General features: G+C 38.3%; 12 protein-coding genes. All 12 read right to left on the reverse strand.

Annotated features, from left to right (window positions below; all coding sequences use genetic code 11):
* Positions 1 to 76 precede the first annotated feature (76 nt).
* On the reverse strand, positions 77 to 1,993 hold the full coding sequence (locus tag ACSSV9_RS03920; protein WP_437345923.1) for an NADH-dependent [FeFe] hydrogenase, group A6: 1,917 nt from the start codon (positions 1,991 to 1,993) through the stop codon (positions 77 to 79).
* Positions 1,983 to 3,182, reverse strand: a complete 1,200-nt coding sequence (locus ACSSV9_RS03925; RefSeq protein WP_437345924.1) for a complex I 51 kDa subunit family protein — start codon at positions 3,180 to 3,182, stop codon at positions 1,983 to 1,985. Before ACSSV9_RS03925 ends, ACSSV9_RS03920 begins: the two co-directional genes overlap by 11 nt.
* Positions 3,183 to 3,190: 8 nt before the next feature.
* The gene (nuoE, locus tag ACSSV9_RS03930; protein ID WP_437345925.1) at positions 3,191 to 3,664 is read right to left on the reverse strand and encodes an NADH-quinone oxidoreductase subunit NuoE; all 474 of its coding nucleotides are present in this window, start codon (positions 3,662 to 3,664) and stop codon (positions 3,191 to 3,193) included.
* Between the two features lies 1 nt (position 3,665).
* A complete protein-coding gene (locus tag ACSSV9_RS03935) occupies positions 3,666 to 4,046 on the reverse strand; it encodes a response regulator transcription factor (RefSeq protein ID WP_437345926.1) in 381 nt (126 codons plus the stop codon).
* A 16-nt stretch (positions 4,047 to 4,062) separates the two neighbouring features.
* Positions 4,063 to 5,541 carry a sensor histidine kinase gene (locus tag ACSSV9_RS03940; protein ID WP_437345927.1) on the reverse strand — a complete coding sequence of 493 codons (1,479 nt, stop codon included), beginning with the start codon at positions 5,539 to 5,541 and terminating at the stop codon, positions 4,063 to 4,065.
* Positions 5,542 to 5,552: 11 nt separating this feature from the next.
* Positions 5,553 to 5,933, reverse strand: coding sequence for a response regulator (locus ACSSV9_RS03945; RefSeq protein WP_437345928.1), 381 nt, complete (start codon positions 5,931 to 5,933; stop codon positions 5,553 to 5,555).
* Positions 5,934 to 5,949: 16 nt separating this feature from the next.
* Positions 5,950 to 7,932: a [Fe-Fe] hydrogenase large subunit C-terminal domain-containing protein gene (locus ACSSV9_RS03950; protein ID WP_437345929.1), complete on the reverse strand. Its 1,983-nt coding sequence runs from the start codon at positions 7,930 to 7,932 to the stop codon at positions 5,950 to 5,952.
* Positions 7,933 to 7,936: 4 nt separating this feature from the next.
* A complete protein-coding gene (locus tag ACSSV9_RS03955; protein WP_437345930.1) occupies positions 7,937 to 9,667 on the reverse strand; it encodes an NADH-dependent [FeFe] hydrogenase, group A6 in 1,731 nt (576 codons plus the stop codon).
* An 18-nt stretch (positions 9,668 to 9,685) separates the two neighbouring features.
* Positions 9,686 to 11,671 (reverse strand): NADH-ubiquinone oxidoreductase-F iron-sulfur binding region domain-containing protein, encoded by a 1,986-nt coding sequence (locus tag ACSSV9_RS03960; RefSeq protein WP_437345931.1) that lies wholly within the window; start codon positions 11,669 to 11,671, stop codon positions 9,686 to 9,688.
* On the reverse strand, positions 11,668 to 12,138 hold the full coding sequence (gene nuoE / locus ACSSV9_RS03965) for an NADH-quinone oxidoreductase subunit NuoE (protein ID WP_437345932.1): 471 nt from the start codon (positions 12,136 to 12,138) through the stop codon (positions 11,668 to 11,670). Before nuoE (ACSSV9_RS03965) ends, ACSSV9_RS03960 begins: the two co-directional genes overlap by 4 nt.
* A gap of 299 nt (positions 12,139 to 12,437) precedes the next feature.
* On the reverse strand, positions 12,438 to 12,932 hold the full coding sequence (gene purE, locus ACSSV9_RS03970) for a 5-(carboxyamino)imidazole ribonucleotide mutase (RefSeq protein WP_437345933.1): 495 nt from the start codon (positions 12,930 to 12,932) through the stop codon (positions 12,438 to 12,440).
* A 66-nt stretch (positions 12,933 to 12,998) separates the two neighbouring features.
* Complete coding sequence (locus ACSSV9_RS03975; protein ID WP_437345934.1) at positions 12,999 to 13,643, reverse strand: head GIN domain-containing protein; 645 nt, start codon at positions 13,641 to 13,643, stop codon at positions 12,999 to 13,001.
* Positions 13,644 to 13,778 lie beyond the last annotated feature (135 nt).

A 13,778-nucleotide genomic window follows, 5' to 3' on the forward strand; every position in this document is an offset into this window, starting at 1 on the left:
TCAAATTCCTCAGTAAAATATTGAATTAATACTTAAATAAAAAGCCCGTCCACTACTGAAGGACGGGCTTTTATTATCAAGCGATATATCTTCCCCGTTTTACATAATGAGTATGAAGAAGTTTGTGAGATAAATGACTGCAAGGTCCTTCTGTCAAAAATTCTTTGTAAATCCTGATTACATTCGGATTTTCGTGCGACTTTCTGATTTCGAGGGATTCATCTTCTGCATAGATTGCTTCGGCTCTCTTCATACGTATTTCTGGAGTTGTAGGAATTGGTTGACCGCCACCGCCGAGGCATCCACCCGGGCATGCCATAAATTCAATAAAGTGACACTCGGAGAATTTACCGCCTGATTTAATATCTTCCATTATTTTTTTTGCATTTGCAGTTCCGTGGGCTACAGCAACTTTTAGTGTAGCACCTTTCAACCAGTCCCAATCCGGAATTAAATGTTTAATTAAATCAGGTACTTTACCCACTTTATTACCAATCGGAATTTCCATATACTTAATTCCTTCAAATCCGCGTAAAGGAATAATGTTGGCTCGTTCGAAAATGTCCTCGGTTTTGTTTCCAGTGACGAATTCAACCACAGATCTTAATGCAGCTTCCATTACCCCACCAGTTGCACCGAAAATGAGTCCAGCACCGGAAGCTTCGCCGAAAGGAGAATCAAAATTGCTCTTCGGCATTTCTGGTAAGTTTATTCCTGCTTCTTTAATCATTCGAGCCATCTCACGCGTGGTCAAACCGTAGTCGACATCTTTGTACCCGCTTGAATTCATTTCCGGTCGATTGCACTCGAACTTTTTAGCTGAGCATGGCATCAATGCTACAGAGACAATATTTGCCGGATCAATACCTACCTGTTTTGCATAAAATGTTTTAATCAATGCACCAAACATTTGCTGAGGTGATTTTGCCGAGCTTAAATTGTCGAGATATTCCGGATAATAATGTTCGATAAATTTAACCCATCCAGGCGAGCAGGAAGTAAATTGCGGAAGTGCAACTTTTTCCTTTTTGACCAATGCATTGTAAAGACGGAGAATTAATTCAGTACCTTCTTCGATGATCGTGAGGTCAGCTGCAAAGTTAGTATCGAATACTTTATCGAACCCAATTCGCCTAAGAGCAGTGTTTAATTCTCTTGTCATAGAAGTACCGGCTGGAAGTCCAAATTCTTCGCCAATTGCGGCGCGTGGCGACGGTGCAGTTTGAATGACTACATGTTTGGTTGGATCGTCAATTGCCTCCCAGATTGCATCTGATGGGTCGTTTGCTCGCAACGCAGCTGTGGGACACCGGTTAATGCATTGTCCGCAATTTATGCATATTACATCTGCAAGTGGCTTTTCGAGGAAAGTGCCTATATGTGTTTTATCGCCTCTACCTATGGCTTCTAAAACACCAACTTCCTGCAAATCAATACAGGTACGTACACATCTTTTACAAAGTATACATTTACTCATATCTCTTACGACTGAGTACGATGAATTGTCAACTTCGAAACGTGGCTTGTCGATGTGTCCGAAAGTATAAGTATCTACACCATATTCCTTTGCCAAGTTTTGCAATTCGCAATTTCCATTGCGAAAACATGAATAGCATTCGCCATAGTGTTCGCTCAGCAGCAAGTCGATAATATGTCGGCGAGCTTTTCGAACCATTGGCGAAGATGTCTTAATTTTTATCGGTGAAGTAATCGGGAAGGAACAGGCAGCCTGAAGCGTACGCATCCCTTCAACTTCAACTACACATATTCGGCAGACACCAGCAATGCATAAATCATCATGATGACAAAGTGTTGGTATCGATATGCCAACTTTTTTGCAGGCTTCTAATATTGTTGTACCTAACGGAACGGAAATTTTCTTTTCGTTTATTTCAACTGAAACAGTACCGCCAATACCAGTGATGTCTTCGGGAATTGGCACGCTGTGTGGTACTTGACTTATGGGTGCTCTGAAATCTCCTTTACTTTCCATTTCGACCTCCGTTTCCGTTAAAGATTTCTTCTTTGAAATTTTCCAGTATCGATATAAAAGCATTTGGACTCGATTGACCGAGGCCGCATTTAGAAGCTACTTTCATCGTTTCGCCCAACTCTTTTAGTTTATTGATATAACTAAATGTATATTCACCTTTTTCTATCATTTCGATACCTTCTAACAACTTAGTATTTCCAATGCGACAGGGAGTGCACTGACCGCACGATTCTTCAACAAAAAATTCCATGAAGTTTTTCAATACATGCAGCATATTTCTGTTTTCGCCAAAGATCATAATCGATCCACCAGTAGCAGCATCTTCATATGCAAGGCTACGATTGAATTGTGATTTCGGTATACAGATGCCAGAAGCTCCTCCCACTTGAACAGCTTTAACAGATTTTGCTCCGACTATTTCAAGCAGTTCATTTATTGTTGTTCCCCACGGCAATTCGTAAACACCAGGACGTTCACAATCACCTGATACTGAGAAAAGTTTCGAACCCGTAGATTTGTCAGTTCCATATTTCTTAAACCATTCTCCCCCTTTAAGAATTATATGAGGAACCGATGCAAGAGTTTCTACGTTGTTAACAACGGTTGGCTTACCCATGTAACCGGTGTTGACAGGATATGGTGGTCGATTTCGGGCTTCACCGCGATTGCCTTCGAGAGATTCAATTAATGCTGTTTCTTCACCGCAAACATAAGCTCCTGAGCCAAGTCGGATTGTAATGTCGAAATTGAATCCGTCTTTGCCAAGTATATTTTTCCCGAGTAAATTATCTTTTCTCATAGCCTCCAAATAATCGTATAAAGATTGGAACATATATTCATATTCTCCGCGCAGATAAACTATTCCTTCAGTTGCTCCAATTGTATAAGCGGCAATTACCATTCCGTCGAAAACGAGCTCGGGATATTCAAGCAAAAGCACTCTGTCTTTGAAAGTGCCGGGTTCGCCTTCGTCGGCATTACAGATTATATATTTTTTATCGGATTTAGCCGCTGCTACCATATTCCACTTAGTAGCTGTAGGAAAACCTGCTCCGCCCCTGCCTTTTAATTTTGATTCTCTTAGTTCGAAAAGAATTTCTTCACGCGATTTTTCGAGTGCTTTTTTAATTGCCTCCCCCCTTTTGTATTCAGAAAAGATGACGATGCCATTTCTTTGTTTTTTCTCCATAGCTTACCTCACTTTAATTCACTCAGAATTTGAACGGCTTTTTCGGGTGTCAATTTTGTATATACTCTTTCATTGACAATCATTGCCGGACCCTGGTCGCACATTCCTAAACAGTTGGCATATTCGAGCGTGAATTTATTATCCTTTGTTGTTTGACCGAATTTAATGCCGAGTTCTCTTTCGATAGCTTTAGCAACTGCTTCCTTGCCTTGCATATCGCAGGCGATGGTTCGACATAGCCTGACGATATATTTCCCTTTAGGTGTTGTACTCAGAAACGAATAAAAAGTAATTACACTGTAGACTTCGACGGGATGAATATCGAGTAAACGCGCTATCTCCTGCTGAGCAAAGTCGGGGATATACCTATGCTTTCGTTGAATATCCTGAAGTATCGGAAGCAAAGAAGATCTGGAACGACCATATTTTTCGACAAGTCGTTCTATCTCTTCGGTCATTGCATTTTTTTCTAAAACCAGCATCTTATTTCACCTCCTTTGCTTTCAACAAATTATTGACCTTATTAATTAGTTCTGACGGTGAAATCGGTTTTTCTACAAAGTCGTCTACGGGTACCATTTCACTCTTATCGTATTCCATGCCTGTGGCTTTTGAAACCGAGGTGTACATTAAAATTGGGGTTTTAATTCCTTCTTTACGAAATTTTTGAGCAAGATAGAAACCATCATCCGGCTCATCCATCATAACGTCGAGAATAATCAAATCGGGTTTTTGTTCGACGACGATTTTGTAGCCGTCGTGAGGGTTGCCGGCAGTAACTATGTTATGCCCTTGCGATTTGAGTACAATTGAACTGCTGTCGAGGATGTCCGGATCATCATCGATGATTGCAATTAGAGCCATATGTCACTCCTGTAAGTTATTTTATGTTTATGGGTAAATTGATTATAAATGTAGTCCCTTTACCAAATTCGGACTCCACTTCAATTTTCCCGTGATAAGAGTCGACAATTTTTTTGACGATACTCAATCCCAAACCGGTACCGCTAATACCGCGCGTCATTTCATTTTTGGCTCTGTAAAATTCATTGAAAAGTTTTGCTTTTTCTTCTACCTTAAGACCGATACCACTATCACTAATTTTTAGCGCAAGGTAATTATGGGATTTATATAGTTCTATATTAATTTTACCGTTAAGACGATTGTACTTTATTGCATTGCTCAACAGGTTGGTGACCACTCTTGTTATTTCATTATGATCCGCATTTATTAAGGGGAGATTTTCTTCTAGATGTGTTGTAATCGAAATGTTCTTTTTCTTTATGTCGAGTTCGAAAAATTGAATCGAATTTTCGATTATTTCGCGGAGATCGATTTCTTCAATTTCTCTTTGTTTCGTGTTTAATTCAATTCTAGAGATATCGAGAAGATCGTTTACAAGATCGGTTAAGCTTTTGAGGCGTGTAATGGAACGTCTAATATAGTCTTCCTGTTTCTCTGGCGGCAATTGTATCGATTTGTCAATTAATACATTCAAATAACCCTGAACTGCAGCAAGTGGGGCTTTCAGTTCATGTGCGACCATCGATACAAACTGCGATTTCAGCAATTCTATTTTTTTGTATTCTGTAATGTTGCTGATGATTAAAACAACACCAGCAAGACTACCATCGGAATTTGGAATAGGAGTGGTTGAAAATTCCACTATAAGTTCATTATTCGGCTTGAGTTCGATTTGCTGTGAATAACTTTTTAAGTGAAATGTCTCAGAGTCAAAAAGTTTATTTACGGTCTTGACTACTTTTTCCGGAAGTATATTTAATATTTTACTACCTAATTCAATTTCTGTGAGGTCGAGAAACTTGAGCGCGGCATAGTTATAATAGACAAGTTCGGCATTCTTATTTATTACAAGGATGCCGTCGTTAATCGATTTTATTATTGCATTGAGGCGTGATTTTTCGTTTGCTAATTCGAGAAGATTTTCTTCACGTTCCTTTTTCAGTTTTTCCGATTCAAGAATTAATTTACGTTGATTGATGCCCTGCTCGATTTGATAAATTATTTCCTCAGGAGAAAAAGGTTTGGGTATATAGCCGAAAGCACCAAGGCGTGTCGATTCAATAGCTGTATCATAACTTGCAAATGCAGTTGCAATAAAGCACACTGTATTGGGATGGACGGATTTAATTTCCTTGAGTACGGTCAATCCGTCCACATCCGGCATTTTTAGATCGATTATTGCAACATCGAATTCTTTTGACTTACCAAGGCGTATCCCATCTTCACCGTTCGAAGCAGTTTCGACATGGTATCCTTCTTCAACAAGAAGCCGTTCCGTACCTAATCGTAATCCATTTTCGTCGTCAACAATTAATATTTTGGATTTTTCATCCATTAAATAATTTATTACATGTTTTTTAGTTTCGCTATCAATTCCTCAATGACAATTGGTTTATTCAGAATTCCGTCACATTTCAACCATTCTTTTTCTTCGTTTGTAGAAGCGCTGAATTTATAACCTGTCGTATATGGTGCCGAAGTTACAATAAAAACTGGTACGTTGGGGTTTCTTTTTTTAATTCGATGGCATAATATAAAACCTGAATCCATCTCTTCCATTATCAGATCGATTATCGCTACGTCAGGATTTTCTTTTTGGAACAATTCCCAGCCATCGATCCCGTTTTCTGCTGTAATTACTTTATATCCTCTGGATTCTAATAATACTTTGTTCTGTTCTAGTAAATCGATATCGTCATCGACTAACAGTATTTTTTTTACGTCCATTTTAACACCATCCTTTTTAATTCAATATCATATAATTTTGTTTAATAGGTAAAGTCACTTCAAATACAGAGCCTTCGTTTGGTTTGCTTTTGACCGTAATATCTCCACGGTGCATTTTAATAATTCCATACGTAATTGCGAGTCCTAAACCTGTTCCCTTTCCCATTTTTTTTGTAGTAAAGAAAGGCGTAAAAATTCTATTGAGATACTCCGGCTTTATTCCACAGCCTGTATCCATAATGACTACTTTGACTTTGCTATCAGTTCCTGTAATAACAACTGAAAGGACTTTCTCTTTAGAATTTTCCATCGCTTCGCAAGCATTAATAATAATGTTCATAAAAGCTTGTTTGAGCTGGTCGCGATCACACTGTATTTTAATGCCATCAGTTTTATCTTCTACTTTGAGTTGAATATTTGCGAATTCTGTGCGAATTTTAATTAACTGAAGAATCGAGTCGATAATCGACTTGATCTCAATTTCTTCAAGGCAAAGACGTCCCTGTCGCGCAAAGTTCAAAAGGTTCGAAACGATTTTTTTACAACGTTCCGTCTCTTCAATTATTAATTTTAAGTCCTCAATGCTTTGTTTTTCGCCGCCAAGTTTTTCTATTTTTTTCTTTAACATAGAAGCATAGATTAATATAGAACCGAGTGGGTTGTTCAGTTCGTGAGCAACTCCAGCTGCAAGTTGTCCTATGGAAGCAAGCTTTTCGGCATTAGCAAGTTGCTCCTGCGTTTCCCTTATTTCTTTATTAGCTTGTTCTAATTTGTCGATCAAATAAGGCAAACACATATCTTCTTCGGCCAACCCTTTGGCAATAGCAATTGCATATTCCCTGCAAGTTGGATATCCACATGCCCCGCAGTTGAGTTCATCCGACTTGGATAGTTTATTTGAATTTGCCAGTATGGCTCTAATTGTTTCTTCTGGTGGAGTTGGTCTCCGTTGATTTTTGATCGTAAATTTTCTTGAAAGATTAATATCCCGATTGTTGTACAAAGTGCTTTGCCATACTTTTTTGTCAAAAGAATTGATGTCCGATTCGATAAAAGAAATTACTTTTTCTCTACGGGAGTAATAATTTAATTCGGAATCGATGGCAGGACCGTTTATACAACCTTCACAAAAAAGGATGTCCACAAACTTCGATTTTATTTTTCTATCGGCAATCTCGTTGAGAATTTCCTGTACTTTATCTTTTCCTTCAACTACAATAATTTCCTTTTCAAGTATATCACCGTGAGTATCTGTAGTTTTCAGCAACCCGCCCGTAAGCGGATAAGCTTTTCCCATGTAGGCATGAGGTGGATCAAAAGACGACCTTTCAAGCAAATTAAGATCTATCTGTTTTTGTTCAAATATTTGTTTGATTTCTTTGAATGTCAGTACAGCATCAATTGCGTCGTCGACTTCCGGATCGAGGTATTCGCTCTTCTTTGCTATGCAGGGACCAATAAATACAACTTTAATATGGTTGCCGTAATTTTTCTTAAGGAATCGTCCCATTGCTATCATTGGAGATACGACTTCAGCAAGGTTATCGGCAATTTCCACAAAATATTTTGTAATCCAATTATAAATTGCTGGGCAGGGTGAACTAATTATTGTTTTGCCAGGATTGTTTTCGATATAAGTTTTATATTTATCGCTTATAAGGTCGGCGCCGAAAGCTGCTTCGCTTACACGTTTAAATCCGAGTTTTTTAAGAGCTGTGATGAATTGTTTTTCGACTCCTGGAAATGATGCAGGAAAAGAAGGTGCTACAATTGCATAAGTATCGTAACTTGGAAGAAACTCATTGAAAACAATTCCAACATCGTCGAGCACCTGCTTGGCGTTTTGAGAGCACACTTTGACGCAATGCCCGCAGACAATACATCGTTCTTCAATAACTACTGCCTGCCCGTTTAATACGCGTATTGCTCGAGCAGGACATTCCCTGACGCAGGAATAGCATCTTTTACATCTTTGTCCTATGGTTGATACAATTCCCATAGAATCATAATTCTTCTAATATTTTTTTTCTGTTGACATATGTAGTATGCAACAGTTCGTGAGAAAGATGGCTATTCGGTTCACCTAAAAATTCGTTATAAAGTTTTTTGATAGATTCATTCTCGTGAGATTTTCTGTGTTTCATTTTTGCATCAATTTCATAGAGAGCGCGAGCGCGTTTTTGTACTTTTTCCGGTTTTTGATGAATTGGTTGACCACCACCGTTTATGCATCCTCCAGGACATGCCATAACTTCGATGAAATGATATTTTGATTCTCCTTTTTCAATTTGCTCAAGTATACCACGTACATTTCCGATTCCATTTACCACAGCGACATTTACTGTGGAACCGTTAATGTCGACTGAAAATTCTTTTACTCCTTCAAAACCGCGTACGTCTGTCAAATCTACGTTTTCCAGCTCTTTGCCGGAAAGTTTAAAATATGCGGTTCTCAGAGCTGCTTCCATTACTCCACCGCTCGTACCAAATATTGCAGCAGCGCCAGTCGACTCGCCTAAAGGATTATCAAACTCGTCATCCGGCAAATCGTTAAAATCGATACCTGCAACTTTGAAAAGACGAACTAACTCTCTCGTGGTCAGTACTGCATCAACGTCAGGTAATTTTGCTTCGGAAAGTTCTGGTCTGCTGGCTTCAAATTTTTTAACCGTGCACGGCATAATCGAAACGACGAAAATATCTTCGGGATTCAATCCCATCTTTTTTGCATAATATGACTTGACTATAGCACCTTCCATTTCGTGAGGTGATTTACAGGTAGAAATATGATCGAGTAAATGGGGATAATTTTGTTCTGCAAATTTCACCCATCCAGGGCAACAACTTGTGAACATTGGAATAGTTCCGCCATTGCCGAGTCGATTTATTAATTCGGTGGCTTCCTCGAGGATAGTTAAATCTGCACCAAAATTAGTATCAAATACTTTATCGAAACCGAGTCTTCTTAGACCTGTTATTATTTTACCAGTCACATTCGTACCAATTGGAAGATTATATTCTTCACCCAGAGTTGCTCTGACAGCCGGTGCAATCTGAGCAACCGTGAATTTCTTTTTGTCGTTTAATGCATTTACAACTTCTTTTGCATGGCTTCTTTCACGGAGTGCCGCTGTAGGACAAACCAAAATACATTGCCCGCACAGAATACAATCGCTTACATTTAGACCTTTGTTAAATGGAGTTGTTACGTTACTTTTGAATCCCCGGTTTGTAAAATCAATTGCACCAATTTTCTGGATTTCATTGCATGTTCTTACACATCTTCCGCACAAAATACATTTAGCAGGATCGCGTTCCATCGATGGACTTGAAATATCGATTGCGTGGCTTTTCTTTTCGCCTACGTATCTGTGTTCTCTGATATTGTAACGCTCTGATAAATCCTGGAGTTCGCAATTCTTATTTCTAACACAAATCAGACAATCCTGCGGATGATTTTCGATTAATAGTTCTATAATTGTTTTTCTTGCTACTCTTACTCTGGGCGAGTTTGTCTGAACTTTCATCCCCTCTTTAACAGGGAAAGCGCAACTGGGTGTAAGATTTCTCATTCCATCCACTTCTACAACGCAAATTCTGCATGCACCCGAAGGGAATAAATCTTTCATATGGCATAAAGTCGGAATATGAATCCCGACGGATTTAGCTGCTTCGAGTATAGTCATTCCTTCTTCGGCTTTAACTTTTATATCGTTAATTGTTAATTCTATCATAATATACTCCGTTAGAAATTAATTTACTTTAATTGCGTCAAAACGACACGATTCAAAGCACATACCGCACTTGGTACATTTAATCTGAATAATTTGATGCGGCTGTTTCTTTTCGCCTATGATTGCTTCAGCGGGACATTTACGCAAACAGACACCGCAGCCATTACATGCATCCGGATCGATCTCGTATGTTAATAATTCCTTGCATACTTTAGCACTGCACTTTCTTTCGAACAGATGTTCTTCGTATTCTTCCCTGAAGTAGCGAAGACCCGACAATACTGGATTCGGTGCACTCTGACCCAATCCGCATAGCGATGTATCCTGAATAACTTTAGCGAGTCTCTGAAGATGAATAATCCCTTTGAAACGTTGTAGCTGTTCTGTCTTGTCTCCGTTTGTACCGTATCGGACTGGAATTCTTTCAATGATTTCAAGCATTCTTTTAGTACCTTCACGGCACGGTACACATTTCCCGCATGATTCATTTTGAATAAAAGTTAGGAAGAATTTGGCAACATCGACCATACACGTATCTTCATCCATAACAACAAAACCGCCGGAACCCATCATAGCACCAACTTCTCTTAATGATTCATAATCAACTTCGGTATCGAGTACAGAATCAGGCAAACATCCACCCGATGGACCGCCAATCTGTACTGCTTTGAATTTTTTATTGTTCGGAATACCGCCACCTATGTCGAAGACTACCTCTCTCAGAGTAATACCCATTGGAACTTCTACCAGACCGCTATTTACAACTTTTCCGCTCAATGCAAATACTTTTGTGCCTTTACTCGACTTCGTCCCAATGGATGAAAACCATGCCGACCCGATGTTTATGATTGAAGGTACATTTGCAAAAGTTTCTACGTTATTTATCACTGTTGGTTTACCCCATAGACCACTATCGGCAGGATAAGGAGGTCTGGGACGTGGCATGCCTCTTTTGCCTTCGATCGAAGCAATTAATGCAGTTTCTTCACCGCATACAAAAGCGCCTGCTCCTTTTTTAATTTTAAGGTCAAAATCGAAATCGCTATTAAGTATATTTTTACCGAGCAGACCGTATTCTCTGCATTTAAGAATTGCCTCTTCAAGTCTTTCGATTGCAAGCGGATATTCTGCACGACAGTAGATATAGCCGTAAGAAGCACCGATTGCGTATGCTCCTATAATCATTCCTTCAATTAGTCTGTATGGATCGCTTTCCAGCACAGACCTGTCCATAAAGGCTCCTGGGTCACCTTCGTCCGCATTACAAATGATATATTTAGTATTCGAGTTCTTTTTGTATGCAAGTTCCCATTTAATTCCAGTCGGGAAACCGCCTCCTCCCCTACCTCTAAGTCCACTGGTTTTAATTTCTTCAATAACTTTTTCAGGACTGAGAATTCGAAGTGCTTTATCTAAGGCTTTAAATCCTCCGGAAGCAATATATTCGTCGATTGAATTTGGATTTATGACGCCGCAATTTTTTAGAACGACTTTTTTCTGTCTTTTGAAAAAGGGAATTTCATTAATATTTGGAATATTGTCTTTGGTTTCGCCGTAGGTACCGAGTAATTTTTTCTTATAAATTTTTCGATCTATTATAGTGGTTTTTATCAATTCTTTGACGTCTTTGGGTTGAATTTCACAATATGAAACCCTGTCTTCACCCGGTAATTTAATATCGACTATTGGCTCGCGGGCACAATATCCAACGCATCCGGTAGGTACTATCAAAGCTTTAATATTTTCATTGGCAAGTTCTTCTTCAATTGCAGCTTTTACTTTATCTGCACCCGAAGCCAGTCCGCAGGTGCCCATACCGATAAATATTACAGGGACTTTTGTTGATTCGTAGCGAAGCTTTTCATTAAGACTTTTATATTTTTCTTTGCATTTATCGTCTTTGTGACAAAGGGGTCCTTCCAGGCAGCAGACTACAAAAAGTTCGCATGGTGTACTGGGAGAATGCCAGCACTGGTCGCAGCATTTTTCAATGAAACTTTTCATTCTATACTCACTGCTTGTTCTTGTTTTTTGTACTTATTGAGAATTTTGGGTATTTCTTTTACAGTAACTCGTCCATAATAATCGTCGTTAATATTAATAACCGGGGCGATACTGCAGGCTCCGATACATGCGACAGTTTCGAGTGTAAATAATTTATCACGTGTAGTTTGACCGGCGCAAATGCCCAGTTCGTTTTCTAATGCCGTTAAAATATTAGCGGAATTTTTAACATGGCATGCTGTTCCCCGACAAACTCGTATAATATTCTTTCCAAGTGGTGTTAAACGAAATTGATTGTAAAATGTGGCAACACCGTAAACACCGCTCAAAGACATTCCGATGTGTTCGGCTACTTTACGTAGTTCTTTTTCGGGCAAATAGCCATGAATTTCCTGAATATCCTGCAGTATAGCTATTAAATTACTACGGTCGTTTTTCGGATATTTCTGAAAAATATTGTCATCCATGTTATATTTCTCTTATTTATTTAGGTTATTAATTATATACAGATAATATGCCAAAAATTTAAAACTGAAATGACTTATTTATGTGTAAAAAATGAGGTTAGTGTCCGTTTTTTTGCTTTTAACTTTCCTAAGTGTGAGAAAAGTAAAATATGAATTCTAAATTTATAAAGTATATCGTGTCTTAATATGCTATTATTTTTCTCTTTTTTTGTGCAAAATGATTAAGAGAGATAATAATTTTTTAAAGAGAGGGTTCAAGTTATGAACCCTGCACTAAGGAGTGTAAATTTATGAGAGTCTTACTGATTGAGACTTGAATCTTTTTTAAGAACTTCTTCTTCCATCATTTTTTTGTATTGAATAATTTTTTCTGAGAGATTTGAATCGTAAGTGGCTAAAATCTGGATTGCAAGAAGGGCGGCGTTCTTTGAACCATCAATTGCAACTGTGGCTACAGGCACTCCACCTGGCATTTGAACTATCGAAAGTAATGAATCAATTCCCTGTAAAGCACCGCTTTTAAGTGGCACACCAATGACGGGCAGATGAGTGTAGGCAGCAACTACGCCTGGTAAATGAGCAGCCAAACCCGCCCCGGCAATTACTACTTTAACGCCCCTTGTGCTTAACTTTTCAACATAATCCTTCAAATGATTCGGCACTCTGTGAGCTGATAAGATCCTCATTTCATATAAAATGCCAAATTGTTCCAAAATTTCGGCAGCTTTTTTCATTACGGGAAGATCTGAATCGCTTCCCATTAAAATGCTTACCAAAGGATTTTTTGCTGTCATATTTGCCTTTCTATTTTATATGAAGATGTAGAGCAAATATATAAAAAAGTAATTTCCTGAAAACAATTATTTCCTGCTGATCGAACCAATTCCAGAAACATTCGTTTTTGTTTTTTCTGGATCGCCATAATAATCAATTGAACCGACGCCTGATACTGATGCGTTAAGATATTTTGATGCGTATACTCTTGCGCTTGCCGCACCGCTGACAGATATATAAACATTCTCGGCTTTAAGGGATTTAGCATCAAAATTTCCAGCTCCAGAAATTTCTGCGTGTAAAGTTTTAACTCTACCATCCATCTCTATATTTCCAGCTCCGCTCAATTCGACGTCAAAATCTTCTGTATCAACATTATAAACACGAATATTATTTGCACCAGAGCATCCGATATAATTTAATTCAGGTACTGTTACAACAATTTTTATTTCTTTTCTTGGTGAAATGCTTCTGCGTGTGTCAATAATAAGTCGGTTCTGTTTTACTTTCGTTTCAATAAGTGGTAGAAGATTTTCTTCGGCAGTAATTTCTATTGATTCTTTTTCGCCACATTTTATTTTTATATCGTAAGCTCCCCCAACTTCAATTTTTTGGAAATTTCTTATCTCTCTCATTTCTGTCCTTAAACTTCCGCTGCCCCTTATTCCCCAGACTCCACATCCTGCAATATTAATTGCAAGCATAAGTAGAATTATAATCTTAGCTTTCATGATAACTCCGCTTGTTGCCTGTTAAGACGTGTATAATCCTTAATGGTTCTATATAGCAAAAAATTTTTTAAATTATAGTAAATCCACTTAACTTTTTATATTTTATTTAACAAAAAATCAATTTATCATACTGCC

The sequence above is a fragment of the Melioribacter sulfuriphilus genome, from assembly GCF_051488685.1.
GTDB lineage: Bacteria > Bacteroidota > Ignavibacteria > Ignavibacteriales > Melioribacteraceae > Melioribacter.